Source organism: Brachybacterium sp. sponge, assembly GCF_001613775.1.
Taxonomy (GTDB): Bacteria; Actinomycetota; Actinomycetes; order Actinomycetales; family Dermabacteraceae; genus Brachybacterium; species Brachybacterium conglomeratum.
Window position 1 is genome coordinate 772,605 of sequence record NZ_LRMP01000001.1, and the last position, 26,106, is coordinate 798,710.

A 26,106-nucleotide genomic window follows, 5' to 3' on the forward strand; every position below is an offset into this window, starting at 1 on the left:
ACCGTCCGGCCTGCGCGGCCAGGGCCGAGGTCCCTGGCCTTGCCCCGGGCGCGCCCAGACCTCGTCCCGGACGCACCTCGCCCGACCGCTGATGCGCGCGGCCGGGCGAGACGCGGCGGAGCGACCGCCGGGAGGCTCAGCCCCTCGGCGTGCCGAAGCGCGGGGCGGGCAGAGGCGGCGGGACCGCGGCGGGCGTCTGCTCCAGCAGTGCGAGCGCCTCCGTCACGCCGCGGGCGAGCTGCGGATCCTCGCCCGCCACCCAGGCGCTGGGCGGAAGCGGCACCTCGATGTCGGGCTCGACGCCGTAGTTCTCGATCGCCCAGTCCTCGCCCTCGAACCAGCTGGCGTACTTCGGCTGGGTCACGCCGGTGCCGTCGACCAGGTCGTAGCGGCCGTCGATCCCGATCACGCCGCCCCAGGTGCGGGTGCCGATGATCGGACCGACCTCCAGGGCGCGGGAGACGGCGTTCACGATGTCGCCGTCGGAGCCGGCCTCCTGGTTCGTCACCAGCACCACGGCGCCGCGCGGCGCGAAGGCGGGGTAGGTGCCCGGCCGCTCGTGGCGCGGGTAGTCCCAGGACAGCACCCGACGCGCGATCCGGTCGGTGACCAGCTGCGAGGTGTGGCCGCCGCTGTTGTAGCGCACGTCCACGACCAGGCCCTCCTTCGTCGTCGCCTCGCGCAGGTCGCGGTGCATCTGCGCCCAGCCGGAGGAGACCATGTCGGGGATGTGCAGATAGCCGAGCCGGCCGCCGGAGAGCTCCGCGACCAGGGCGCGACGCGACTCGACCCACGCCTGGTAGCGCAGCTCCGAGTCGTCGCCCAGCGGCGTGACCGCCACCCGGTGCTCGGCGCCGTCGCGCCCGAGGACCAGCTCGGTCGCCTTCCCGGCGGAGCCGACGAGCGCTGCCTCGATCCCCTCGGGGCCGACGTCCCGGCCGTCCACGCGCAGCACCGCATCGCCCACGCGGGCATCGACGCCGGGGGCGAGCAGCGGCGAGCGGGCGTCCGGGTCGGAGGAGTCGCCCGGCAGGATCCGGGTGATCACCCAGCGCCCGCCCTGGCGTTCGAGGTCCGCGCCGAGATGGGCCGGCAGCATCGGCGGATCGGCCTTGTACACCCCGCCCTGCACGTAGGCGTGCGAGGTGCCGAGCTCGCCCTGGACCTCCCACATCATGTCCTGGAAGTCGTCCTCGGTGACCAGGCGCTCGATGACCGGGTCGTACCAGGAGGTCATCGCGTGCCAGTCCATGCCGTCCATGTCCGCGCGCCAGTACTGCTGGGCCATGATCCGGTAGTTGTCCCAGAGCATGCCGCGCCGCTCCTTGACCGGGTCGACGGTCAGGCGCAGGCGCCCCGTGTCGATGACGATCCGGGCGGGGTCCTCGTCCTCGGCCTTGCGGGTCGCGGGGACCTGCACCCAGTTCTCGCCCTGCCGGATCACCAGGGTCTCGCCGTCGCCGGAGACGGCCAGGTCGGTGACGTCCTCGGCGAGGACGGTGAGCTTCCGGTCCGTGAGCGACCAGTGCTCGAGGGTCGGTGAGGGGGCCTCGCCCTCGACACCGGCTCGGGCCGAGCCCAGCACCCCCTGCTGGGGGTGGCGCAGCCAGACGAAGCCGCCGGTCACGGCGGTGAGATGCGAGTAGTAGCCGGAAACGACGGGGAAGGGCACCAGGCGCGACTCGACCTGCTCGAGGTCGATGCGGGTGGCCGGCGGGCGGTGCGCGTCCTCCGCCCCGGCGGCGGAGTGCGAGGTCGCGGGGCGGGAGGAGGCCTCGGCCGCGGCGGTCGCGGCGGCGCTCGCCGACGGGTCGGAGGCCGCCCCCGACGGGGTCCCCGATCCCGCGCCGCCCGCCGGGCCGTGACCGGTGCCGTCGTCCGCGGAGCCGGAGGCGCCGTCGGCCGCGGGCTTCTCCGGGGCGGGGCCCCAGCCGTCGGGGTGCGGGCCGAAGGGGTCGGGGGTGGTGCGCTCGAGCGGCAGCAGGAAGGGCCGCTCGGCGTTGACGAACCCGAGGTCGAAGACCATGTCGTCGTAAACCGTCTCGAAGGTGCGCAGGCTCAGCAGCGCCAGGTGCTTGCCGTCGGCGCTGAACGCGGGGGCGGAGTCCTGGAACTTCCCGGAGGTCAGCGCGCGGCCCGTCGGCTCCTGGGCCTCGGTGTCCGAGATCATCAGGCGCGAGAGCTGCCAGGAGTTCGGCTCCGCCCACACCAGCCAGCGGCCGTCCGGCGACCAGGCCAGGTCGCTGACCTCGCCGCCGCTGCTGCGGCCGATCTCGCGCACGTGGTCCAGGCGCGGCGCCGCGACGGAGCGGTCGGCGTCGGCCTCCCAGCCGGCGTCCGCGGCCGTCGCGGCCTGCGCGCCCTTCCCGTGCGTCTCCTTGGCGGGGTCCTCGAGGCCGCGCAGGGTCACCAGGCGCACCACGTTGTCGTGGCTGACGATCGCGATGCGGGAGCCGTCGGGCGAGGGGATCGCGTGCAGGATCCGGCCCACCTCGCCCACGGCCAGCCGGATCTCCTCGCCGCCGCCGTCCAGCCGCGCCAGCGCCAGCACGTCGGAGCCGACGCCGCCCTGCTCACGATCGGAGAGGGCCTCCGCATCGGAGACGAACAGGGCGAAGGGGGAGCGGCCGAGCGGCCGCACCTCCCGCAGTCGCAGACCGCAGGCCCCGGCGAGCAGCCGCGCCGGACCGCCGCGATGGGTGAGGGCGTGCGCGGAGCCGCGCCACTCGACGACGCTCGCGCGCGCGTCGTGCAGCGGCCGCATGGCCAGCAGGTTCTCGCTCGCCGAGGCGGGGCGCGGCAGCCGGGCGGCGCCGACGCCGGAGGCGAGCACCTCGATCTCCCGCGGCGCGGCCTCGAGGGAGTCCATCGCGAACAGGCGCCCGCGGGAGCTGAACACGATCGCGCTTCCGTCGGTCGCGGGCTCGCGCAGGTAGCCCTCCTCGGAGGTGAGGGAGGTGTGGGAGCGCAGGTCCGTGCCGTCGGCGGCGACGGACCACAGGTTCGCCGAGGCGCGATCGGTGAGGGCCGCGCCGGGGCCGGGGGTGTCGGAGGCGAACAGCAGCCGATCCCCGTACCAGGCGATCCGCAGCTTGGAGGCGAGGATCTCGTCGAGCAGCGGCTCCCAGGTGCGGGCCGCATGCGTCTCGGCGGGCGCGTCCAGCGGGACGTCCTCGCGCGAGAGCCACAGCTTCACGGCCGTGCCGCCCTGGTAGTGCTTCCAGGAGGCCTGGTCGCGGCGCCACGGCGTCGCGACGACGGTGGTGCCGGAGGGGTGGATCGCGACCTCGCCGCTGCGGCCCAGCGGCAGCAGCGTGGTGGTGCCCTCGAGGTCGACGGCCCACAGCTGGGCATCGCGCGCGACCGGCGCGGCGTAGCTGGTGGTCGCGACGATGCGGCCGTCGGGCAGCCAGCCGACGACCTTCGTGGCGGGGCGGCCCCAGAAGGTCAGGCGGCGCGGTGCGGACTCGCCGGCGACGTCCGCGACCCACACCTCCGGCCCGCCCGAGGTGCGAGAGGTGAAGGCGATGTGGGCGCCGTCGGGGGAGAAGCGCGGGTGGGAGACGGGGGCGCCCTCGTCGGTGAGGCGCCAGGCGCGGCCTCCCTCGAGCGGGGCGAGCCACACGTCGTTCGCGGCAGTGAAGGTGATCAGATCGCCCCGGACGTCGGGGTGGCGGAGATAGGCGGCATGAGCAGGCGTCGTCGGCATGGTTTCCACCCTATGCCTCGGGGCCGACGGGCCGGTGGGGCAGCCGGGTCGGTGGGGCGGCCGGGCCGACGGGGTCGACGGGGCAGCCGGGTCGACGGGGCCGATGGTCCGACGGGCCGACGGGCACCGGCGACCGGCGGGGCGGCCGCGGTGAGGAGCGATCGCGGCGCGGGTGGGTCGCTCAGCCGAGCGCGTCCGCGATGACGCCGTCGGCGCGGTGCAGCACGGCCGCGAGCTCGGCGCGGGTCACCGCCTGCTCGCCCTGCCAGTGCGTCGACCCGTCGGGAGCCATCCCGGCGCTGGTCAGCCAGGCCGCGTCCGGCGAGATTCCCCCGGGGATGTCCTTCCCTTCGGCCGCGCCGGGCCCGTCGGCCCCGCCCGCGGGCCAGACCGCGCCGATCCCCGCGAGGGCGGGACGCAGCAGCGCGGCGAGCATCCCCGAGGCCCCCTCGCGGGTCGCGGGGTCGTCGGGATGGACCTTCAGCTCGGCATCGCCCCAGAGCGCACCGCGGCCGTGCAGCCACAGCAGGGCGGAGGCCTGCTCCGGGTCCTCGCCGAGGTCGACGATGAGCACCGGCACGTCCTCGAGCGGCACCGCCGGGGTGCCTGCGAAGCGGTGCAGGGCCGCGGCGACCTCGCCCCGGGTCACGACCGCCTCCGGCGAGAAGGCGCCGCCGGCCGCGGGCAGCACGCCGGTGACGTCCGCCCAGACCATCGCCTCGAGCCCGGCATCGCCGTCGGCCACATCGGAGAACGGGCTGGTGGCAGGACCGAGCACGCGCGGGAGCACGACCCCGGCGGAGACCGCGCCGACCACGGCGGCGGCCGCGGCCCCTGCGAGCAGCAGGGTGCGGCGCGGCGGCGCGGGGCGGGCAGGGGCGGGGCCGACGGGGCGCTGCTCCGGCGCCGGCGCGACGGTCTGCGGCGCGGCCTCGAAGGGGGCAGGCTGCACCTCCGGCAGGGCCGGTGCGGCGGCGAGGGCGGTCGGCTCCACGGCCGTCGGCTCGTCGACGGGTGCCGCAGCGACCGGCTCCGGTGCGGAGGCCGCAGGGGTCACGAGCACGGCGCGGGTGGCGGCCGGGGCCGGGGCGCCGGGCCGGTCGGGGCGCACGCGCGGCGCCGCAGGTCGTCTCAGAGCCACCGCAGCTCCTGCATCCGTCGCACGATCGCCCAGCTCAGCACCAGGTTCCCCCAGCCGTTGAGGTGAATGCCGTCGGAGGCGATCAGCAGCGGCGGCACCACGGCCCGGGCGAGGGCGTCGTGGGTGGTGCCCTGCTCGAGCAGCTGCAGCGGCGCGAGCGGGGAGCTGGCCAGGCCCTCCTCCCCGGTCAGCAGGTGCTGCACGTCCAGGAAGTGATCGCGATGAGCTTCCGCGAGCCCGGCGTTGACCTCAGCGACGGCCGCTCCCGTCGCCGAGCCGGCCTCGTCGTGCTCCGTGCACCAGTGGCCGAGGACGAGCGTGTCCCCGGGCGCGGCGGCCTTGGCCATCCGGGCGGTGTGCTCGAGCACCCCCTCGACGTCGCGGATGTTGTTCTTTCCCATCCACAGCACCTGCCGCGATCCCTCCGCGATCTCGGCGAGCGAGGAGACGAACACGCCGCCGGTGACCGCGTCCGCGGGGTCCGACGGGGTGAAGTACCAGGTCCCCGAGCTGCCGTCGAGGACCCCGTCGATCCCGTCGACCCGGCCCGGCACCCGGATCGGGCCGGACGGGGCGAGGTCGGAGTCGAGCGTGACCTCGAGGCGGGAGGTGCCCGGCTCGGGGTCGCCCCGGCCGATCAGCGTCGGGGTGTCCAGGCCGCGCTGGAGCAGGGTGTGCCGGGACCAGGACGCGCCCACGCCGAAGGGGTGCACGGGAGCGGGGGCCGCCGCGAGCGCGAGGTGCTCGTGGATGCGCACCGGCACGGCGGTCGCCTCGTCGCCGCCCTCGGAGCTCATCGAGGAGGAGCCCCACAGCGTCAGCGCAGGGGCCTCGGACTCCGGATGCAGCAGTCGGCGCGAGGCCTCGGTGCCGGTCAGGGCCGAGGACGGGGAGAAGGGTGCAGCAGGCGCGGCCGGGGCGGCGGCATGCTGCGGCATCACGGTCCTCCGTGCTGGTGTGTGGGGCGAGCGCCCCACCGACGCTCACGGCGCCCAGCTTACTCGACGGGAACCTCCGCGGAAGGGGTGCTGGTGCAGATCACCGCGGTCATTCGGCGAGCGGCCGACGGGGCTCGGCCCGCCTCTCACGCCTGGTGCAGCGCCGGCGCCCCGGCGGGCACCACGTAGGTGCGGTCCACCTGGATCTCGGCGCCTGGGCGGGTCACCGCGTCGAGGGTCTTGTACTCGACCTTCAGCTCCTCGGTCGAGTACTCGGACAGGACGTAGCCGCGCCGGCTCTTGATGTACTTGATGTGCGGGTTCTCGGCGTACACGTCGTCCTCGCCGTTGGCCTTGTCGCTGCCGTCGCCGCCCGAGGTCACCGCCGTGGTCACCAGCTCGACGCCGAGGGTCGAGGAGTCCGGCTCCCAGAAGTCGGCCTTGAGCTCGTTGGCGAAGTGGACGTGCACGTCGCCGGTGAGCACGACCGGGGTCGCGACCTCGTGCTCGTCCCAGGTGCGCACGATCTGGTCGCGGTCGGCGCGATAGCCGTCCCATCCGTCGGAGCTCAGGGTCGTCCTCTCCGGGCCGGGGGCGTTGTCTCGCTTGGCGAAGAAGACGCTCTGGGCGAGCAGCTGCCAGGTCGTCCCCGCCTCGATCATCCCGTCCTGCAGCCACTGCATCTGGTCCGCGCCGAGGATCGTGCGCTCGGGGTCCTCCTGCTCCGCGCAGTCGGTGAACCACCAGGTCTTCCCGCCGTCGTGGCAGGCCTGGAGGTCGCGGTACTGGCGGGTGTCCAGCACGTGGAAGGTCGCCAGGTCGCCCCAGTGCAGGCGGCGGAACAGCTGGATGGAGGAGCCGACGGGGGCGCTGCTGCGCCGCAGCGGCATGTTCTCGTAGTAGGCCTGCTGGGCGGCGATCCGGCGGGCCATCCAGGCGTCGGTGGGCACCCCGTCCTTCGGGTGCACGCCCGCCCAGTTGTCCTGGATCTCGTGATCGTCCCAGGTCACGATCCACGGCGCGGTCGCGTGCAGCTCCTGCAGGTCGGGATCGGTCTTGTAGGTCGCGTAGCGCAGGCGGTAGTCCTCCAGCGTGGTGCACAGCTTGTGGGGGTGCTTGCGGATCGTGGAGGAGCCGGGCCCGCCCTCGTAGATGTAGTCGCCGAGGGCGAAGACCAGGTCGGGGCGGTCCTCGGCCGCACGACGGTAGGCGGTGAACCAGCCGCCCTCCCAGTGGGAGCAGGACAGGTGCACCATGCGTAGGTTCCGGCTGCTGCCCGCGGCGGGCGTGGTCAGCGTGCGGCCGGTGCGGGAGACGTGGCGGCCGGTGCGGAAGCGGTAGAAGAACTCGGAGTCCGCGGGGAGGTCCTCGAGCTCGACATGCAGGCTGTGGCCCTCCTCGGGCAGGGCGATCTCGGTGCCGCGGCGCACGATGTCGCGGAAGCGCTCGTCGCGGGCCAGCTCCCAGCGCACCTCGACCGGCACCGAGGGCATGCCGCCGCGGCCGTCCAGCACGTGCGGGTCCACGGCCAGGCGGGTCCACAGCACCACGGAGCTCGAGGTCGGATCGCCCGAGGCGACGCCGAGGGTGAACGGGTCCTGGCGGCGCCAGGCCCCGTCGTCGGCGAGGGCCGGCGCCGTGCCGAGCACCCCGGCCGCGGTGAGCGTGGTCAGCGAGGCGGCGGTGAAGTGGCGGCGGGTCATCCGGCGCCGACGGGCGAGGTTCGCGCCGCGGTCGGGGGCGACGAAGCGGGTGGGCGGGGCGGGCTCGGCGGGGCGGAGGTCGGAGGAGAGGTCCATGGTCGTCCTTGTCCGGGAGGGGGAGGGCGACGACCATGCTCACCGGACGGGACGGCGTGCGCGGTCGCTTCGCCCCGAGCACGCGAGATGTGCATCGAGTGGCCACTCGTGCGTGCGCGGCGGTTCACGGAAGCGTCATGGTCGACCTGGCAGGGCGTGGGAAGGCGTCCTCGTCGGCGACGCCGGCGGCGTGCCCTCCGTCCGAGCCGGGCGCCTGGTCAGCCCAGGTCGTAGTCGACGACGACGGGGGAGTGGTCGGACAGCCGCATGCCGTCGTGCTCCCGGTCCACGGTCGCGCGCACCGCCGAACGCGCCAGGCGAGGCGTGGCCAGGTGATAGTCGATCCGCCACCCGGTGTCGTTGGTGAAGGACTGCCCGAGCCAGGACCACCACGAGTAGGGGCCGTCCTCGTCCGGGTGCAGGCGCCGCACCACGTCCACGAGCGTGCGCGGGGAGAGCTGCTGCCCGAGCCACTCCCGCTCCTCGGGCAGGAACCCGTCGGTCTGCTGGTTGCGGCGCCAGGCGGCGAGGTCCTGCCGGGTGTGGGCGATGTTCAGGTCTCCCATCAGCAGGAACTCCCGACCGTCGGCCGCGGCGGCGCGGCGCGTGCGGGTCAGGTAGCGGGCGAAGCCGTCCATGAACTGCATCTTCCGCGCGTACTTCGCGCCGCCGTCGGGCGCCTCCCGCATCCGCTCGGGTCGCTGCAGATGCGCGGGCAGCCCGCCCTTGGGCAGGTAGAGGCAGGCGATCGTGACCGGGGCGTCCGCGAGGTCCACCTCGAGGTAGCGGCCCTCGGCGACGAAGCGCGAGAGTCCGCGGGCGAGCGGCACCCGGTCCGGGGCGGGGATCGGGTTGAGCGCGGGGCCGGCGGCGACGTCGTCCGTCGGCCGCCGCGGGGGATCCAGCGCCAGCACTTCGCCCGTCGGCGTGCTGAGCTGGGCGGGCTCCCCCGGCGGGCCGCCGAGCAGCGCCGTCCCGGACCAGGTGCGCACCGCCGCGGGCGGCCGACGGGTCAGCACCGCGACCCCGTTCCGGCCCGGCAGCGTCCCGGTCTCGAGGGCGACGTGGAAGTCGCCGAAGGCCTCCTCGGGGAGCTTCGAGGCCTGGGCTCGCACCTCCTGCAGCGCGATCACGTCGCAGCCGCGCGTGGTGAGCCAGTCGCCGAAGCCCCGGCGGTGGGCGGCGCGGATCCCGTTGACGTTGGCGGAGGCGATGCGGAGCATCCCCGCAGGCTACGCGGTGCCGTCTCCGTCGGTCTCGTCGTCGTCGGCCGGGCTGCGCGGGCGCTCTACGGCACGACGTGGCGATATCGCCACGTCGTGCCGTAGAGCGCCCGTCCGCGCCGGGGCCGCGCGCCACGCCAGGTCACGTGCCCGCCTGTCCGTCCGCACGACCGGCCGCCGAGCCTGCCCGGTCGCCGGAACATCTCGTCAGGCGGTGACGGGGTCGCCGACGACGGGGCCCTCGGTGTTGGGCTTCCAGCCGAGCTCGGGGGCGACGTGCGTCGCGAAGTTCTCGAGGATCTCGAGGTTCAGATCGACGCCGGCCTGGCTCGGGATCGTCAGCAGCAGGGTGTCGGCGGACATCACGGCGGCGTCGGCCTTCAGCTGCTCGATCAGCCGGTCGGGCTCGCCCACGTAGGTGCGGCCGAAGGTGGAGCGGGTGCCGTCGATGATCCCGATCTGGTCGCCGCCGCTGCCGCCGCCCGCACCGAACAGCACCCGGTCGCGATCGCTGAGGATCGGGAAGACGCTGCGGGAGACGGAGACGCGCGGGACGTGGGTGTGCCCGGCCTCGCGGAACGCCTCGCGGAAGACATCGATCTGCTCGGCCTGGAGGTCGCCGAAGGCGGAGCCGTTCGCCTCGGTGAGCAGGGTCGAGCTCATCATGTTCAGGCCCTGCTGCCCGGTGCGCTCGGCGGTCGCGCGGGAGCCCGAGCCCCACCAGATGTGGCGGATGAGCTCCTCGGACTGCGGCTCGATCGCGAGCGGGGCGTGCGGGGCGGCGTCGGACATGTAGGGCTGCGCCGCCGCACGGGTCATCGGGTGGCCCTGGATGGCCTGCAGGAAGGTCTCGAACTTCGCCGCGGCGATGTCCGCGCCGCGCGGGTCGGTCGAGCCGGTGTAGCCGAAGGACTCCCAGCCGCGATCGGCCGCCTCGGGCGCGCCGCGGGAGATGCCCAGCGCCACGCGGCCGTCGGCGATGTGGTCGAGGGCCGCGGCCTCCTCGGCGAGGTAGAGCGGGTTCTCGTAGCGCATGTCGATCACGCCCGTGCCCACCTCGATCCGCTGCGTGCGCGCGGCGACCGCGGACAGCAGCGGCATCGGCGCGGCGGACTGGCGGGCGTAGTGGTGGACGCGGAAGTAGGCGCCGTTCACGCCGAGCTCGTCGGCGCCGACGGCGATGTCGATCGCGTCGTGGAGCATCTGGCGGGCGGTGATCCCGCCCTGGGCGGGGCTGCCGCCGTAGTGGCCGAAGCTGAGGAATCCGAAGGCACGCATGGCCGCAACCATACCAAGTAGTTGAAAACAGAACCAGAGGGGGTGGAAGGATGCCGCCATGACCGCGAGCACCCCCGAGAAGCCTCTCGTCCTGGCCGACGCGTCGGCCTGGCACGACTGGCTCCTCGCGCACGAGGGCCGCAGCGACGGCGAGTGGCTCGTGCTCGCGAAGAAGGGGACCAGCCGGCCGACCTCCCTGTCCTACCAGGACGCCCTCGACGAGGCGCTGTGCAGCGGCTGGATCGACGGCCAGCGGCGCAGCCGGGACGAGAGGACCTTCCTCCAGCGCTTCACGCCGCGCCGGCCGCGCTCGATCTGGTCGCAGCGCAACGTCGCGCTCATCGCCCGACTCGAGGAGGAGGGAAGGATGCGCGAGCGCGGTCGCGCAGAGGTCGAGCGCGCCCGCGCGGACGGTCGCTGGGACGCAGCCTATGCCGGCCCGGCCACCGCCGAGGTCCCGCCCCAGCTCGAGGCTGCGCTCGCCGAGGACGACGCGGCACGCGCCGCCTTCGCGGCGCTGAACCGCACTAACCGCTTCAGCGTCCTGCACCCGGTGCTCTCCGCCCGCGACGCCCCTGCGCGCGAGCGGGCCGTCGCCCGGGCCGTGCGCCGGCTGCGCGGCGGCGGGTCGGGCGCGCGCTGAGGGGCGGCACCGCGAGGTGCCGACGCGCGTCGTGCCCGGCGCGCCCGCGGTGCGCCGCGACCGCCGTTCGAGCGCGCCGCGCGCTCGGCTCCGAGTCGAGCGCCCGACGACACCCTGCGTTCAGCCCTGCGTCGAGCTGCCGCCCACGACCAGCGCGAACATCACGCCGAAGCGGTCGACGACCTGGCCGTAGTGGTCGCCCCAGGGTGCGAGCTCGAAGGGCATCGCGACCTTCCCGCCGCCCTCGGCGAGCCGTGCGAAGAGGTCCTTCGCCGACTCCACGTCCTCGAGCCCGATGAGGAAGGAGTAGACGTCCGAGCCCAGCGGCGGCAGCTCGTCACCCGGCCCGCCGATCGCGTCGCCGCCCGAGACGGTGAACAGGCCGCCGGTGAGCGTGCCGTGGGCGACCGCGCCGCGGGGCGGGGTGAAGGGGAAGCCCGAGAGATCCGGGATCTCGTCGTAGGTCATCATCTCCAGCTCGCCGCCGAACAGCTCCTGCCAGTGGGCGAGGACCTCCTGGCCGTTTCCGGGGAAGGCGACGTAGGGCGAGTTCTGCGGCTGCGGCATGCTGACCTCCGGGTTCGTCGGCGGGCGGCGACGTCGCGGCCCGGTGCGCCAGTCTTCCACGCCCCGGGCCGCGAGGGGAGGCTCAGTCCTCGTCGGCCTCGGTGGACTCGATGGGACGGGAGCCCAGCTCGGCGTCCAGGCGCAGCAGGCCGGAGCCGTCCGCGCCGATCAGCTTCACGCGGCCGATGATCTCGGAGACGGTGGCCTCCTCCTCGATCTGCTCGTCGACGAACCAGTTCAGCAGCGGGCGGGAGTCGTAGTCGCCCTCCTTGTCGGCGCTGCGGTAGAGCTCGCGGATCGCCTCGGAGACCTTCTCCTCGTGGGCGAGCGCGGCCTCGAAGATCTCCAGCACCGAGAGGCCGGGCTTCACGCCGGGCTCGGAGAGGGCGCCGATCGCGGCGTGGTTGCCGCGGTCCGAGACGTGCTGGATGAACTTGTTGGCGTGGACGATCTCCTCGTCGGCCTGGTGGCGCAGCCACGCGGCGATGCCGGAGAGGTCCTGCTCGTCCGCCTCGATGGCGAGCTGGCGGTAGGTGATCGATGCGGCGAACTCCAGGGTGATCTGCTCCTGGAACTTCTTCTCGAGATCGTTGCTCATCTTCATGGCCACGACGGTAGTCCTCCGACCAGTCGTTGTCACCCCTGGTGAGCCTTCCCTGACCTGCGATGATGCACTTCGGGCAGGCTTGCCTGACCGTGCGCGGCCGGCTCAGCCCCGCAGGTGAGCGGGCACGGGCCCGAGGGTGCGTCCGGGCACGGGCTCCCCCTCGACGAGTGTGTGCTGCGCCGGCGGCGGGGCGACGGCGAGCGGGCCCTCGGGGTCGTCCTGCGCGGCGACGAGCAGCTCCTCCATCCGCTCGACCGCCCGGGCGGCGACCTCCTCGACGGGCAGGCGCACCGTCGCGAGCCCCACCAGGTCCAGGCCGTCGCCGAGCCCGTCGAAGCCGAGGGTGCTGACGTCCTCGGGGATGCGCACGCCCCGCTCGGCGGCGGCTCGCAGCAGATCGAGCGCGACGTAGTCCACGGGGCAGGCGATGCAGCTCGCGCGCTCCTCGCGTGCGGTGTCCAGGGCGCGCACCACGCCCTGCTCCACCGGCAGCAGGTCCACGGGGAGGGTGGCGATGCCGAGCTCCGCGCACCGCTCCACCAGGCTGCGGATCCGCAGGTCGAACACGCGCGAGTAGAGCAGCGGCGCGGTGAGCACGACGACCCGTCGGTGCCCGTGCGCGGCGATCTCGTCGGCGACCGCGCGGCCGTGGGCGCGCTCGTCGTAGCTGATGGACTCGATGCGGGGGTGCTCGTTGGGGCGGCCGACGATCATCAGCGGCACCGAGGTCACGGTCTCCACGAGGTCCTCGGCGGCGGTCACGCCGGTGCCGACGAACACCCCGGCGACGCGTTGGCCGAGCAGGCGCCGCAGCCCGGCCACCTCGGCGGTGCCGTAGTCGTGGCGGGAGGCGGTCACGGAGATGAGGGTGCGTCCTGCCCGCTCGACCGCCCGGTTCGTCTCGGAGAGCAGATGCCCGTAGGCGGGGTTCGTGCCGTCGCGGATCAGCAGGCCCAGCTGGCGGCCGTGGCGCATGGCGAGTCCGCTGGCGACGAGGTTGTGCACGTAGCCCAGGCGCGTGGCGGCCTCGTGCACGGCGATGAGGGTGTCGGGGGAGACCCGCTCCCCGTCGTTCTGGAAGACCCGCGAGACCGTGGAGCGCGAGACCCCGGCCGCGCGGGCGACGTCCTCCATGGTGGGCTGGCGCGGCATGGCGGCTCCTCCCGTCCCGGATGCCTCGGGGTGCGGCGCGTGCGCTCCGGTGCGCGTCGCGTCGGCGGCTGGTCCGGGGCAGGATAGCCCGGCCGGAAAGGCGCCGCGGACCGCCCAGGTGACCTGCAGGTGAAGACCGGGGGAAGGGGTCCGGAGCGCGACCGGGCCGACGACGAACAATCGGCACCGGGACGATGAACTTCCGGTGGACGCGCGGCGGACCGACGGTGCCCAGGGGTACCCGGAGGCCGGATGAGCACGGCGTGGGAGCGCTCCCACCTGCGAGGTCAGGCGCTGTTCACGGTCGGTTCACCGAGCTCGACGGCTCCTTGGCGGATCGTCCCCCACCTTCCTACGGTGGCCTCGTCGAGGACGCCGGCGCCCGCCCCGCGGCCGCAGGGATCCTCGATGTGCCCGCTCCCGGATCCCGGTCCTGCGCAGCGGGCGAGGCGGACCCGCGAGTCCGCCGACGGCCGCCCGCCCCGGGCAGGGCGCGTCCGTCGCGCAGCCCGTCGTCCCCCGACAGCCCCCTCGGAGCTGTCCCGACCAGGAAGCTGGGAGCGCTCCCATGACAACCCCCGTCCGCACCCACGGCCCGGACCGCACGGCCGCCGCCGCTGCCGGTGCGTCGCCGAGCGAGGCGACCGCCGAGTCCGCGCCGGCCGGCGCGACCCCCGCCGCGCAGCGGCCCGCCCGTCGGCGCTCCCCCCAGCGCCGCCGCCGCGTCCGTCGCGACGCGCTGCTCTTCCTCGCACTGATCGCCCCGAACCTGATCGCGATCATCGTCTTCTCGTACTACCCGGCGCTGTACAACATCGGGCTGAGCTTCTTCGAGTGGGACTTCGTCGAGCCCGTCCCCGAGTGGGTGGGCGCGGCGAACTACGTCGATCTGTTCACCTCGGCGAGCTTCGGCCAGGTCCTGATGAACACGCTGATCTTCACCGGGGTCAGCGTGATCGGCTCCCTCGTGCTCGGCCTGCTGCTGGGCAGCCTGCTGGCCACGAAGGTCCCGTTCACGGGCTTCGCGCAGACCATGGCGTTCGCGCCGCACATGCTGCCCGGCGCCGCCGTCGGCATCCTGTGGCTGTTCATGTTCGACCCGAACTACGGCCTCTCCCGCTGGGCGTTCTCGCTGTTCGGCGCGGACTCCCCGGCGTGGACCACGACCTCGGACTGGTCGCTGTGGTCGATCACCATCGCCTACACCTGGCAGCGTCTCGGCTTCGTCACGGTCATCTGCTACACCGCGATCCTCGACCTGCCGAAGGACCTCTACGAGGCCGCGGCCCTCGACGGCGCGCACGGCTGGAAGCTCTTCCGCCACCTGACCCTGCCGCTGCTCAGCCCGATCACGTTCTTCCTCTCGATCACGGGCATCATCTCCGCCGCGCAGGCCTTCGACATCATCTCGATCATGACCAACGGCGGCCCCGGGACCTCCTCCAGCACGCTGAGCTGGATGGTCTACGAGGAGGCCTTCCAGAAGTTCGACATCGGCAGCGCCTCGGCCGCCGCGACCGTGCTGCTCGCGATCCTCCTGGTCATCACCTACGTGCAGGTCCGCTACGGCGAGAAGAAGGTGAACTACGACTCATGAGCACCCTGAGCTCCGCCCCCTCCGCCCAGCTCCCCGACGGGACGGCCGCCCCCGCGGGCGCCCCCGTGCCCCGCAACACCGGTCGCCGTCGCGGTCCCCGCCGTCGGCCGTGGGTCACCGGTCTGCTGGTCCTCGGCGTCCTCGCGACGATCGCGGTGTTCCTGGTGCCGCTGTACTGGCTGTTCTCCTCGGCCATGAAGCCGCACCAGGACATCTACACCTGGCCGCTGCAGTGGATCCCCACCGAGCTGACGTTCTCGAACTTCGTCGGCGCCTGGGAGGCCGCCGCGTTCGATCGCTTCTTCCTGAACTCGATCATCACCACCGGCGTCGGCACCGTGCTCGAGATCGTGCTCGCGATCCTGTGCGCCTACGCCTTCGTGTTCGTCGAGTTCCGGTTCAAGAAGATCGTGTTCGGCCTGATCGTCGCCTCGCTGATGCTGCCGGGTCACGTGACGCTGATCGTCAACTACATCACCGTGGCGAACCTCGGCTGGCTGAACACCTACGCCGGGATCATCCTGCCCGGCATCGCCAGCGCCTTCGCGATGTTCCTGATCTACCAGTACATGCGCACGATCGACAAGGACATCCTGCAGGCCGCGGAGATCGACGGCGCCGGCCACATCCGCCGCATGCTCACCATCGTGGTGCCGCTGTCGAGCCCCATGATCCTCACCGCCACCCTGATCGTCATGGTCGGGAAGTGGAACGAGTACGTGTGGCCGCTGATCGTCACCTCGACCGAGGACATGCGCACCCTCCCCATCGGGCTGCTGTTCCTGCGCAGCCAGGAGGGCTACAGCAACTGGGGCGTGATCATGGCCGGCGCCGTGTTCGTCTCCCTGCCGATGCTGATCCTCTTCTTCCTCGCCCAGAAGCGCATCATCGGCGGCCTCGCCGCCGGCGCCATGAAGTGAGGCCGACGGGACGAGCTCCGCTCCGTCCCGACCGTCCCGGGCCCCTCCGGCCCGACCCCCGAACCCGCCGGACCGGGCGCACGAGCGCCCGGCCCGGTCCCGCACGACCCGACGACCCCGCCCGACCGCACCGGAGCCCTCCGGTCCGGCCCGTCTCCAAGGAGCGATGCACATGTCCCGCAGCCCCCTGAACCTCTCCCGCCGCACGATGATGGCGGCCCTCGGCCTGGGCGCCGGCGCCGCCGGCCTTGCCGCCTGCGGCGCCCCGAACGGCGGGGGCGGCGGCAGCGCCGACGCCTCCGTCCGCGACGGCTTCTCGCAGGCCGACCTCACCGTCCCCTCCGAGTACGAGGGCCGCACCCCGATCCTGTTCTGGGCGCCCTTCACCGGGGTGAACTACGAGGTCCTCGCCAAGCAGTTCGCCGCCTTCAACGAATCCCAGGACGAGATCGTCGCGATCGCCGAGTCCGTCGGCGGCTACGCCGACCTCAACCAGAAGTTCACCGCGGCCCTCCAGGCCCGCACGGTCCCGGACATCGTCTGCTTCCCCGAGATGCAGTGGCTCCAGTTCCACAACTCCGACGCGCTCGCCCCGCTGGACAGCTACTTCGACGACGAGTGGAACCTCGACGTCTACATCGACAACTACGTCGCCGAGGGCAAGGCCGCCGGCGAGACCTTCGTGGTGCCCTTCGCCCGCTCCACCCCGCTCTTCTACTACAACAAGACCCGCTACATCGAGGCGGGCCTGCCCGAGGAGGGCCCCGAGACCTGGGAGGACCTCGCCGAGTTCGCGCCCGAGCTGGCGAAGATCGAGGTCGAGGGCCGCCCGCTGGCCGCGCTCGCGGTCGGGGCCGACGACGCCTGGCACGCGCAGGCCGACATCTGGGGCTTCGGCGGCGCGAACGCGAACGAGGACTTCGAGGTCACGATCAACGAGGACGCCGGCGTGGAGTGGCTGGAGTGGCAGCGCAAGTTCATCCACGAGGACAAGTTCGGCTACATGGCGCAGGCCGCGGGCACCGACTTCGCCTCCGGCATCACCGCCGGTATGCGCGGCTCGACCGCCGGGCTGACCGGCACCACCGCCGCCACCGAGGGCGTCTTCGAGGTCGGCACCGCGTTCATGCTCTCCAAGGAGGGCCAGGAGAAGCAGGTCCCGACCGGCGGCTCCGGCCTCTCGATCGTGCGCAGCGACTCCCAGGACCGCCAGGACGCCTGCGCCGAGCTGTTCCGCTTCCTCGCCCAGCCGGAGAAGTCCGCCGAGTGGCACGCGGGCACCGGCTACGTCCCGATCGTGAAGGCCGCGGCCGACACCCAGACGGTCAAGGACCTCGTCGCGGAGAACCCGAACTACGGCGTCGCGCTCGCCCAGCTCGAGAACGCCCGCACCGCGGACTACACCAACTGGGACCAGGGCTCCGTCACCGAGATCGGCGCCGCGCAGGCGCAGGTCTACGGCGACGGCGCCGATCCGAAGAAGGTGCTCGACGCGCTCGCGGCCACCCTCCAGGAGACCCTCGACGACAACCGCGAGGACTACGAGGCCGTGGAGTTCGAGGGCTGGAACTGAGCCACCGGCCCTGAGCGGGTCCCGGTCGCCGCGGCGGCCGGGACCCCGCCGTCCCGGGGGCGGGCCATGGCGGCCCGCCCCTGACCACCCGGTCCGCACGATCCCGTCGGCCTCTCCGGCCCGTACGCGTCGCGGCCCGCCCCGGCCGCTCGCCTGGCCGACCATCCCACCCAGGAGAACCACCCATCATGACTCCCACGCAGCCCGCCCTCGTCGGACACCGGGGCGCCGCCGCCCTCGACCCCGAGAACACCGTGCGCTCCTTCCGGCGCGGCGTCGCCGAGGGCTCGACGCTGCTCGAGTGCGACGTCCACCTCAGCGCCGACGGCCAGGACGTGATCCTCCACGACGCGACCCTGGACCGCACCGCGCAGGCCGACTCCCCGCTGCGCACCGGCGCGGTCGCCGACCTGACCCGCGCCCAGCTGGACCGCGTGCTGGTGGGGGAGGGCGAGCACATCCCGACCCTCTCCCAGGTGCTCGAGGCGGCCGTGCGCGAGGACGGCACCCGGGTGCCGCTGCTGGTGGAGATCAAGGCGCCGGGCGCCGTGGAGCGGGTGCTCGAGATCCTCGCCGAGGAGTTCGGCGACGGCGGCGCGGAGGCCTGGACGGACCCGTCGGCCGCCCCGGCCGTGCTGCTCTCCTTCCACCAGGAGCCGCTGCGGCACGCGCAGCAGGTCGCGCCCTGGATCCCGCGGATGCTGACCACCACCGCGACGAGCCCCGAGTGGTGGCAGGCATGCCGAGACCTCGGGGTCGTCCACGCCGGCGTGCGGATCGCCGACGCCCGCCAGGCCGACGTCGAGCGCGCGGCCGAGCTCGGCGCCGCCCTGAACCTGTGGACCGCACGCACCGAGGAGGAGCTCGAGCGGGCCCTCGAGCTCGGCTGCGACACCCTCACCGTCGACGACCCGGTCTGGGCGGCGGCGCGGGTGGCAGGCCATGTCCCGGCCTGAGCCGGTCGGGGGTGCGCGAGCGGCGGGCGCCGCGGGCGCGAACCGACGGGCTGGCGCCGAGAGCGCGGGCCGACGGGCAGGTGCCGCGAGCCGGCGGGCAGGCGCCTCAAGCCGACGGGCACCTGCTGCGGGTGCGGCTCAGCCCTCGTTCGCGACCTCGATCTCGAGCCCGCCGTCGGCGGGTCCTGCAGTGATCGCCCACGGGTGCTCGACGCCCTCGTCGGCGTACGCGATGCACGCGGCCTCGTAGTCCTGCACGGCCGTGTCCACCCCGTCCTCGCACTCCACGTCGAGGCTCATCTCCGACGGTCCGAGGGCCTCGGCCTGCTCCTCGAGCAGGTCGGCGAGCTGCTCGGCATCGAGCGCCTTCTCGTCGTGGCCGATGCCCCAGGTGCCCTCGAAGAGGTTCACCTCCCCGCCTCCGCCCGTGTTGTCGGTGCCGTCCTGGCCGTCGGTGGAGTCGGGGTCATCAGCGTCGTCGGTGGAGTCGTCGGCGTCGTCCCCGTCGGTCGTGTCGTCATCGGTGCCGTCGTCGGCGTCGTCTCCGTCCTCGTCCGCGCCGGCGGTGTCGTCAGCGGCGTCGCCGCCGTCGGAGGTCTGCTCCGCGGTCTCGGAGCCCTCCCCGCCCTCGTCGGCGCTCTCCGCGCTGCTCTCCTCGGAGGTCGCCGAGGCGGTGTCCTCGGCGGGCGCCTCGGTCCCGCCGCAGCCGGCGAGCAGCGCCGCGGTCGCGGCGAGGCCCGCGAGCGGTGCGAGCAGTCGTCGGCCCCCGCGCGGATGCAGCGCCCCGCGGCGGCGCCTGCGCGTGTCGGCGGCGTCCTCGGCCGCCGCGGCATCGGGCGGTGAGGAGTCGGTGCGCGCTGCATCGGGTCGTGCGATGGGGTGTCGTGCGGTGGACATGGGATTCCCCCTCCCGGTCGCTGCCCGCCCTGCGGACGGGCCCCCGGCCCGTGTCGGAGCGCGGGGTGCAAGTGTGCCCCGCGGCATGCTGGAGGTCCAGATCTCCGCGACGACGCGCCCGGACGGCCCGGTGCGTCGGCCCTGCACCCGACCCCGTGCCCGCCGCTTCACACCACGCTCGACCCGTCCGCCCCATCCTCCGTCCCCGGCGTCGCCGTCCTGATCCCGCAGTCCTGACCCCCGCATCCCCGACCCGACCATCCCCGTCCCAGGAGCACCATGACCCCGCAGCACCCCGCCCGTCCCGCGATCGTCGGCCATCGCGGCGCCTCCGCCCACGCCCCGGAGAACACCCTGGCCGCCTTCCGTCGCGCGATCGAGGACGGCGCCGAGCTGCTCGAGTGCGACGTCCACCTCAGCGCCGACGGCCGGGTGATCGTCATGCACGACGAGACCATCGACCGCACCGCCGCCGCGGACTCGGCCCTGCGCAGCGGTGCGCTCGCCGAGCTCACGGGCGACCAGCTCGACACCGTCGTGCTCGAGGGCGGCGAGCGGGTGCCGAGCCTGCGCGACCTGCTCGAGCTCACCACCGTGCCGCTGTTCATCGAGGTCAAGGCGCCGGCCGCCGCCGCAGCGGTGGCGACGCTGCTGCAGGAGCTGCCCGCCGGCCACCCGGCCGCCGGCTCTACCGTCATCTCCTTCCACGCCGAGGCGCTCGCCGAGATCCGCCGCGGCGCCTCGACCACGCCCGTCTCCTATCTCGTGCGCGCCGTGGACGAGGAGGCGCTGAAGACCGCGGCGGAGCTGGGCGCCGCCGGCATAGGCCCCGCGATTAACGGACTCTCCCTGCGGGCCGCGCGCGCGGTGCACGAGGCGGGCCTGCGCCTGAACCCCTGGACCGTGAACAGCGCCGCCCAGCTCGAAGTCGCGCTCGCCTGCGGCGCCGACACGATCACCACCGACGACCCGGCCTGGCTGCAGCGGGAGCTCGACGTGCGGGAGTGAGGCAGAGTGTTCAGAGCTCCGCCGTGCGGAGACACCCGGGCGTGCGCCCGGTGACCGTGCGGCAGGCGCTCGAGAACGCGGAGGGGGAGGAGAAGCCGACCGCTTCGGCGGCCCGGGCGACGCTCACCCCCTCACGCAGCAACGGCACCGCCGCCCGGACCCGCAGCCGGGTCCGCCAGGCGCTGAAGCTCAGGCCGGTCTGCGACGAGAAGCTGCGCTGCAGCGTGCGGGCGCTGCAGTGCGCCGACTGCGCCCACTGCTCGAGACCCTCGCCGCGGGACGGGGCGCGCAGCAGGTGGCGGGCGACCGAGCGCTCGCCGACGTGATGAGTGCACCTGACCCGCTGGGCAGTCTCCTCGCCGCGCTGCAGGTCGGGCGGGAGAAGCCCGTCCCCGCTGCCGCGTGGGCACCGGTGGCCCGGCGCTTCCTCGCACCGGACGAGACGGTCCTGCTCGCGCTCGAGGGCAACGGGCTCACCTGGTGGGATCCGCTCCTGCTGGTCACCGACCGGAGGGTGCTGCACCTGCGGCGGGGCACGGTGCTGCCGTACCGCCTGATCAGGGAGTTCCCCGCGCAGGAGATCGCCGGAGCCGAGTTCCGCCGTCGCTTCCTCAGGGGGCCCGTCATCGTGCGCACCCGCGGCGGGGCCCGCACCTGGATCCGCTCCGACGGCGACGCCCTCGCGCAGCGCTTCGCGGACAGCCTGAACGCCCTCGTCGCCGGGCGGCGCTGAGCGAGCTCGGCCGACGGGCGGGACCATGACCGCGTCGTCCGGGAGTCGAGACCGGGCGCGACCCCGATGCGTGAAGGTCCCTTGACCTGTGGAGTCAAGGAAGCTTGACCAAATCTGTCAAGAACCCTTGACTCAACTGTCAAGGACGCCTTACATTTCTGGCATGCACACCGCAGACGCCGCCCCGGTCCCCACCTCCTCCGCATCCGCCGCTGCAGTCGCCCCGTCCGCTCTCCCCTCCGCCGACGCCTCCGTCGCGCCGATGCTCCGCATCGCCGGCGTCCTCGCCCTCCGCCCCGTCCTGATCCTCGCTCTGGGCGCCGGACTGCTGGCCCTGAACCTCTCCCTCGTCTACTCCAACGCCTTGGTGGTCGTCGTCGACGTGATCGCCCTGGCCGTCGTCGGCCTGGCGATGCGCTTCGAGGGGCGCTGGCTGCGGGACCTCTTCGGCTCCTGGCGCTGGCTCGACCTCGCCTGGGGCGCTCTGATGCTCGTGATCGTGCTGATCGGCTTCCTGGTCTCGAACGTCGCCGCGAACCTGATCGTCTTCGGCGGCGCACCGCCCGCCGCCACCGGGGCCGCACCATCGATCCCGCTCTGGGTGGGCCTGGTGGCCTTCCTCGTCGCCCCGCTGAGCATCGCCCTGGCCGAGGAGGCCGTCTACCGCGGTTACGCCCAGCCCCGCCTGGAGCGCGGCCTCGGCCGGATCGGCTCCCTCGTCGTCGTCGCGGTCGTCTTCGGCCTCCAGCACATCGGCTTCGCCCTCACCTCCGGACCCGACGTCGCCGCCAAGGTGCTCACCACCCTCTTCGCCGGCCTGATCCTCGGCGGGCTGTGGCTGTGGATGAAGCGCCTCATGCCTCTCGTCCTCGCCCACTGGGGCCTGGACCTGCTGTTCCTGGGCCTGCCCACCCTCGCGCTCGCCCTGCTCTGAGCCCGTCGGCCGTCGGCCGCCCGGGCCGTCGGCCCCCGGCCCCGGGGCTCCGCGCACCACCCGACCCGCCCGCCTCGTTCCCCCGCACCGCTCTCCTGGAAGGATCCTTCCCATGACCACCACCGCCCGCCGCACGGCCAACCGCGCCTTCGTCCTCCGCACCGTCGCCGCCTGGATCCTCTACGCGATCGGCCTCGGGATCGCCGTGGCCGTCGACGGCACCGGCTTCCCCGCCTGGATCCCCGCGCTCCTCGTGATCCCCGCCGTGATCCTCCTGGCCTGGGCGAACATCGGGATGTACCGCAGCGGCGACGAGTTCCAGCAGCGCAAGATCGCCGAGGCCGTCATGGTCGCCTTCGTCGTCTCGACCGGACTGATCCTCGCCGTCGGGGTCCTCCAGTTCTTCCTGATCCCGCACCTGAACTGGATCTTCGCCTTCTCGATCCTGATGATCTCGTGGGCTGCGGGCACCGTCGTCTCCGCCGTCCGCTACCGCTGAGAGGAGCCCGCCTTGCGCAACGACATCAAGGCTCGCCGCGCCGAGCGCCGCTGGTCCCAGGCCGAGCTCGGCAAGGCCCTCGGCGTCTCCCGCCAGACCGTGATCGCCATCGAGAACGACAAGTACGACCCCTCCCTCCCGCTCGCCTTCGCGATCGCCCGCCTCTTCGAGGTCCGCATCGAGGACGTCTTCGACCCGGGGGAGCCCGAGGCCGACGCCTGAGTCCGGAGCCGGCCCCGGCCCGACCCTCCCGGCCCGACATCCCGCCCCGACACGCCGAGCGTCCGTCCCGCAGGAATGCGGGGCGGGCGCCGCGCGTTGCCCACCGCCATGAAGGCAATCACCTACAGCACCTACGGCGGCCCCGACGTCCTCACCCTCACCGAGCTCGAGGACCCGAAGGTCGGCCCCGGCGAGATCCTCCTCGACGTCCGCGCCGCGGGCGTGAACCCCGTGGACTGGAAGGTCATGTCCGGCGGCCTCGACCCGCTGATGACCACCACCTTCCCCGTCGTCCCCGGCTGGGACGTCGCGGGTGTCGTCGCCGCCGTCGGCCTCGATGTCCCCGAGTTCTCCGTCGGCGACGAGGTCATGGCCTACGCCCGCAAGGACTGGATCCAGGCCGGCTCCTTCGCCGAGAAGATGACCGTCCCCGTCCGCGCCGCCGCCCACAAGCCCGCCTCCCTCACCTTCGAGCAGGCCGCGGCGCTGCCGCTCGCCGGGCTCACCGCCCACCAGTCCCTCCACCGCCTCGGCCTCGAGCCCGGGCGGACCGTGCTGGTCCACGGCGCGAACGGCGGCGTCGGCTCCTTCGCCGTGCAGATCGCCGCAGCCGCCGGCGCCCGCGTGATCGGCACCGCCTCCGAGCGCAACCACGAGCGGCTGCGCGACCTCGGCGCCGAGCCCGTCGAGTACGGCGACGGCCTGGAGGAGCGGGTCCGCGCGCTCGCCCCGGAGGGCGTCGACCTCGTGGTCGACTACGTCGGCGGCGTGCTCGAGCAGACCCTCGCCGTGCTCAAGGACGGCGGTCGCCACGGCTCCGTCGCCGACGACTCCGTCACCGCCTCCGGCGGCGAGTACCTGTGGGTGCGGCCCGACGCCGCGGACCTCGCCGCGCTCGGCGAGCTCGCCGAGGCCGGGGACCTCCGCATCGACGTCGAGCGCGCCTTCCCCCTCGCCGAGGCGGCCGACGCCTTCCGTGCGAGCATGGAGGGGCACGCACGCGGGAAGATCGTCCTCACCGTCGACTGACGCCGCGGCGCGCCCGTCGGCCGCCGGGCCGGACCCGCTGACGCCGCGGCGCCCGCTTGGTACGGTGGCGTCGCCCTGTGGGGCGCCTCACATCGCAGTGCCCGTCGGCGCCCCGCGCATCCCCCACACCGCCACGCCCGCCGCGTGCGCGGAATCGGAAGGCTCTCGCTGTGAATCGTTCTGCGGACGTTCCTCCTCCCACCCCCGACCGCGCCGCCACCCCGTCGCTGCGCCACCTCTCCCGCCGCTCCGCGCTCGGCCTCGGCCTCGCCGCCGGCGGTGCGGCCCTGCTGCCGCTGGGTGCCGCGCACGCCGAGGGCGGCGCCCGCGACGCCGTCCCCGCCCTCCACCCCGCCCCGCAGTCCCTCACCGGCTCCGGGAAGCTGCTGCCCCTGACCCGGCGCGTGCAGCTGCAGGCGGGGGAGGGCGTCGACGAGCGGGCCCGCGAACTCCTGGTCGAGGTGCTCGAGGCGGCCGGCTGCGCCGTCGAGGCGCTCCCCGCGGACGCCGACCCCGCCGCCGGCGGCACCCGCGTCCACCTCGGGACCCCCGAGGAGACCCCGAGCCTCACCCCGGTGCTCGAGGCGCTCGGTGTCGAGGGCCCCGAAGACCTCGCCGCCGACGGCTACGTGCTCGCCGCCGGCCGCGACCGCGGCACCGCCCTCGCCCTCGCCGGACGCGACGCCCGCGGCACCTTCTACGCCGTCCAGACCCTCCGCCGCCTCCTCGCCGGCCGCTCCCTGGTCCCCGAGGTCATGGTGCGCGACGAGCCGCTGATGGAGATCCGCGGCGCGATCGAGGGCTTCTACGGCATCCCGTGGTCCCACCAGGCCCGGCAGGACCTCTTCGCCTTCTCCGGCGAGCACAAGCTCAACACCTACATCTACACGCCCAAGGACGACCTGCTGCTGCGCTCGAAGTGGCGCGAGCTCTACGAGGGCGAGGACCTCGAGAAGCTCGCCGAGCTGGTCGAGACCGCGAACGCCCACCACGTCGACTTCACCTACGCCCTCTCGCCCGGCAACGACATCGCCTACGGCTCCGACGCCGACTACGAGGCGACCGTGACGAAGTTCGAGCAGCTGCGCGAACTGGGCGTGACCAGCTTCTACATCGCACTGGACGACATCCCGTGGGAGCTCGGCGAGGAGGACGCCGCACAGTTCGACTCCCTGCCCGCGGCGCAGGTCCACTACCTGAACCGGGTCCAGGAGGAGTACGTGCGGGCGCACGACCTGTCCCCGCTGCAGACCGTGCCCACCGGGTACACCGGCTCCGGACCCACCGACTACAAGACCGCCTTCGGCACCGGCCTGGACCCGGAGGTGCGCGTGCAGTGGACCGGCGAGGGCGTGTTCTCCCCCTCGATCACCGAGGAGTCCGTGATCAAGGCCGTCGAGTCGTACCACACCGAGCACCTCTACATCTGGGACAACTTCCCGGTCAACGACGGCCGCCGCGAGCGACTCTTCCTCAACCCCCTCGACGGCCGCGCCCCGACCCTCCACGAGCACCTCGCCGGCTTCACCGCGAACCCGATGATCCAGCCCTACGCCTCCCTGATCTCGCTCGGGAACTACGCCGACTACTGCTGGAACCCGCCCGTCTACGACGCCGCCGAGTCCTGGGACGCGGTCGTCGAGGAGCTCGCCGGCCCCCAGGAACAGACCCGCTCCGACCTGCGCATCCTCGCGGACCTCCACCAGAACTGGCCCTACCGCTCCGGCTCCCCGCTCGCCCCCGCGCTCGAGGCAGACCTCGAGGCGTACTGGGAGGCCGACGCCGACGGCGGGGCCGAGGGCACGGCGCTCGTCGACCGCCTGACCCGGATCGCAGGGCTCGAGAGCTCCCTCGCCGACATGGCCTCCGACGGCTTCTACCAGGACACGCTCCCCTGGATCGTCGCGGGCGCCCAGTGGGCCGAGGGCCTCCTCGCCCAGCACGAGATGATGGCCGCGCTCCATGCCGGCGAGCACGAGGCCGCCTCCGAGGCGGCGGCCCGGGCGGTCGATCAGTTCGCGCTCGCCGGACGCGCCACCGTCCCCGACCAGCGCGAGGACGGCGTCTACCGGGAGGACCAGATCGTCCCCGTCGTCGCCGCCGGACTGTTCGAGACCTTCGCCTCCCGCGCCTGGGAGGTGCTGCGCGCGGTCCTGCCCGAGGACCCGTCGCTGCCCTTCCGCGGCCTGCCCGCCACTGCCACCACGACCCTCGGCACCTACCGCGACTACGCACCCGAGCGCATGGCCGACGGCGACCTCTCGACCTTCTTCTGGTCCGACGGCGCGCCCGCGGTCGGCGACGAGATCCGCATCGACCTCGAGGAGAGCCACGAGATCACCTTCGCGCGCATCCAGATGGCGCGCAGCGACGACACGGCCGGCGACCAGATCCAGCACGGCGTGCTCGAGCTGTCGGCCGACGGGGCCAGCTGGACCGAGGTGGCGAGCACCGATGGTTCCCCGCTGCTGGAGGTCACGCTCGACGTCCCCGTCGCGACTCGGGTCGCGCGCCTGCGCGTGACCGCGAAGAACGAGGACGGGAAGTGGGTGCAGGTGCGGGAATTCGCCCTGGGCGAGGAGCCGCCGAAGGCCTGAGCGTCCCGCCCGACGGCGCACACCCGTCGGCCCGCCGGGTCTCCCGGCCGGGCCGACGGACCGCGCGATCACCCTCTGGGCCCT

The 26,106-nt window shown here is 73.8% G+C and carries 23 protein-coding genes; 12 read left to right on the forward strand and 11 right to left on the reverse strand.

Annotated elements, in window-relative coordinates:
- Positions 1-136 precede the first annotated feature (136 nt).
- From A4A78_RS03455 to A4A78_RS03480, 6 genes are all read right to left on the reverse strand, one after another.
- Positions 137-3,709 carry a S41 family peptidase gene (locus A4A78_RS03455; protein WP_062947007.1) on the reverse strand — a complete coding sequence of 1,191 codons (3,573 nt, stop codon included), beginning with the start codon at positions 3,707-3,709 and terminating at the stop codon, positions 137-139.
- Between the two features lie 181 nt (positions 3,710-3,890).
- Positions 3,891-4,850 (reverse strand): hypothetical protein, encoded by a 960-nt coding sequence (locus A4A78_RS03460; RefSeq protein WP_156488543.1) that lies wholly within the window; start codon positions 4,848-4,850, stop codon positions 3,891-3,893.
- Positions 4,841-5,788 (reverse strand): hypothetical protein, encoded by a 948-nt coding sequence (locus tag A4A78_RS03465; RefSeq protein WP_062947009.1) that lies wholly within the window; start codon positions 5,786-5,788, stop codon positions 4,841-4,843. The genes A4A78_RS03460 and A4A78_RS03465 overlap by 10 nt, the downstream gene beginning before the upstream one ends.
- 146 nt (positions 5,789-5,934) lie before the next feature.
- Complete coding sequence (locus A4A78_RS03470; RefSeq protein ID WP_197466621.1) at positions 5,935-7,587, reverse strand: alkaline phosphatase; 1,653 nt, start codon at positions 7,585-7,587, stop codon at positions 5,935-5,937.
- A gap of 218 nt (positions 7,588-7,805) precedes the next feature.
- Positions 7,806-8,810, reverse strand: coding sequence for an exodeoxyribonuclease III (locus A4A78_RS03475; RefSeq protein WP_062947010.1), 1,005 nt, complete (start codon positions 8,808-8,810; stop codon positions 7,806-7,808).
- 207 nt (positions 8,811-9,017) lie between these two features.
- Entirely contained in the window at positions 9,018-10,088 is a 1,071-nt protein-coding gene (locus A4A78_RS03480; protein ID WP_062947011.1) for an LLM class flavin-dependent oxidoreductase, read from the reverse strand.
- 58 nt (positions 10,089-10,146) lie between these two features.
- Between A4A78_RS03480 and A4A78_RS03485 the strand changes: the two genes are divergently transcribed.
- On the forward strand, positions 10,147-10,731 hold the full coding sequence (locus A4A78_RS03485) for a YdeI family protein (protein ID WP_062947012.1): 585 nt from the start codon (positions 10,147-10,149) through the stop codon (positions 10,729-10,731).
- 120 nt (positions 10,732-10,851) lie between these two features.
- On the opposite strand, the gene A4A78_RS03490 is transcribed toward A4A78_RS03485, so the two are convergent.
- From A4A78_RS03490 to A4A78_RS03500, 3 genes are all read right to left on the reverse strand, one after another.
- Positions 10,852-11,298 carry a VOC family protein gene (locus A4A78_RS03490; protein WP_062947013.1) on the reverse strand — a complete coding sequence of 149 codons (447 nt, stop codon included), beginning with the start codon at positions 11,296-11,298 and terminating at the stop codon, positions 10,852-10,854.
- Between the two features lie 82 nt (positions 11,299-11,380).
- A complete protein-coding gene (locus A4A78_RS03495) occupies positions 11,381-11,902 on the reverse strand; it encodes a ferritin (protein ID WP_062947994.1) in 522 nt (173 codons plus the stop codon).
- Positions 11,903-12,007: 105 nt separating this feature from the next.
- Positions 12,008-13,057, reverse strand: coding sequence for a LacI family DNA-binding transcriptional regulator (locus A4A78_RS03500; RefSeq protein WP_062947014.1), 1,050 nt, complete (start codon positions 13,055-13,057; stop codon positions 12,008-12,010).
- Between the two features lie 568 nt (positions 13,058-13,625).
- Between A4A78_RS03500 and A4A78_RS03505 the strand changes: the two genes are divergently transcribed.
- The 4 genes from A4A78_RS03505 to A4A78_RS03520 all read left to right on the forward strand — a co-directional run bounded on the left by A4A78_RS03505 (position 13,626) and on the right by A4A78_RS03520 (position 18,103).
- The gene (locus A4A78_RS03505; RefSeq protein WP_062947015.1) at positions 13,626-14,654 is read left to right on the forward strand and encodes a carbohydrate ABC transporter permease; all 1,029 of its coding nucleotides are present in this window, start codon (positions 13,626-13,628) and stop codon (positions 14,652-14,654) included.
- Entirely contained in the window at positions 14,651-15,574 is a 924-nt protein-coding gene (locus A4A78_RS03510) for a carbohydrate ABC transporter permease (RefSeq protein ID WP_062947016.1), read from the forward strand. The genes A4A78_RS03505 and A4A78_RS03510 overlap by 4 nt, the downstream gene beginning before the upstream one ends.
- A 172-nt stretch (positions 15,575-15,746) precedes the next feature.
- Positions 15,747-17,147, forward strand: a complete 1,401-nt coding sequence (locus A4A78_RS03515; protein WP_062947017.1) for an ABC transporter substrate-binding protein — start codon at positions 15,747-15,749, stop codon at positions 17,145-17,147.
- A gap of 188 nt (positions 17,148-17,335) precedes the next feature.
- Entirely contained in the window at positions 17,336-18,103 is a 768-nt protein-coding gene (locus A4A78_RS03520) for a glycerophosphodiester phosphodiesterase family protein (protein ID WP_062947018.1), read from the forward strand.
- A gap of 138 nt (positions 18,104-18,241) precedes the next feature.
- Here the strand turns inward: A4A78_RS03520 and A4A78_RS03525 are convergent, their stop codons facing one another.
- Entirely contained in the window at positions 18,242-19,000 is a 759-nt protein-coding gene (locus tag A4A78_RS03525) for a hypothetical protein (RefSeq protein WP_062947019.1), read from the reverse strand.
- 279 nt (positions 19,001-19,279) lie between these two features.
- On the opposite strand from A4A78_RS03525, the gene A4A78_RS03530 reads away from it, so the two are divergent.
- Entirely contained in the window at positions 19,280-20,008 is a 729-nt protein-coding gene (locus A4A78_RS03530; RefSeq protein WP_062947020.1) for a glycerophosphodiester phosphodiesterase family protein, read from the forward strand.
- Between the two features lie 10 nt (positions 20,009-20,018).
- On the opposite strand, the gene A4A78_RS18340 is transcribed toward A4A78_RS03530, so the two are convergent.
- Complete coding sequence (locus A4A78_RS18340) at positions 20,019-20,378, reverse strand: helix-turn-helix domain-containing protein (RefSeq protein WP_369816736.1); 360 nt, start codon at positions 20,376-20,378, stop codon at positions 20,019-20,021.
- Between A4A78_RS18340 and A4A78_RS18060 the strand changes: the two genes are divergently transcribed.
- The 6 genes from A4A78_RS18060 to A4A78_RS17415 all read left to right on the forward strand — a co-directional run bounded on the left by A4A78_RS18060 (position 20,334) and on the right by A4A78_RS17415 (position 26,022).
- Positions 20,334-20,741 carry a hypothetical protein gene (locus A4A78_RS18060; protein ID WP_231880820.1) on the forward strand — a complete coding sequence of 136 codons (408 nt, stop codon included), beginning with the start codon at positions 20,334-20,336 and terminating at the stop codon, positions 20,739-20,741. The two genes, A4A78_RS18340 and A4A78_RS18060, sit on opposite strands and share 45 nt — an antisense overlap.
- 163 nt (positions 20,742-20,904) lie before the next feature.
- The gene (locus A4A78_RS03545) at positions 20,905-21,675 is read left to right on the forward strand and encodes a CPBP family intramembrane glutamic endopeptidase (RefSeq protein ID WP_062947023.1); all 771 of its coding nucleotides are present in this window, start codon (positions 20,905-20,907) and stop codon (positions 21,673-21,675) included.
- Positions 21,676-21,787: 112 nt separating this feature from the next.
- Positions 21,788-22,174 carry a hypothetical protein gene (locus tag A4A78_RS03550; RefSeq protein WP_062947024.1) on the forward strand — a complete coding sequence of 129 codons (387 nt, stop codon included), beginning with the start codon at positions 21,788-21,790 and terminating at the stop codon, positions 22,172-22,174.
- Between the two features lie 12 nt (positions 22,175-22,186).
- Positions 22,187-22,396, forward strand: a complete 210-nt coding sequence (locus A4A78_RS03555) for a helix-turn-helix transcriptional regulator (protein ID WP_062947025.1) — start codon at positions 22,187-22,189, stop codon at positions 22,394-22,396.
- Between the two features lie 108 nt (positions 22,397-22,504).
- Positions 22,505-23,425 carry an NADP-dependent oxidoreductase gene (locus A4A78_RS03560; protein WP_156488544.1) on the forward strand — a complete coding sequence of 307 codons (921 nt, stop codon included), beginning with the start codon at positions 22,505-22,507 and terminating at the stop codon, positions 23,423-23,425.
- A gap of 170 nt (positions 23,426-23,595) precedes the next feature.
- Positions 23,596-26,022 (forward strand): beta-N-acetylglucosaminidase domain-containing protein, encoded by a 2,427-nt coding sequence (locus A4A78_RS17415; protein WP_082835165.1) that lies wholly within the window; start codon positions 23,596-23,598, stop codon positions 26,020-26,022.
- Positions 26,023-26,106: the final 84 nt, after the last annotated feature.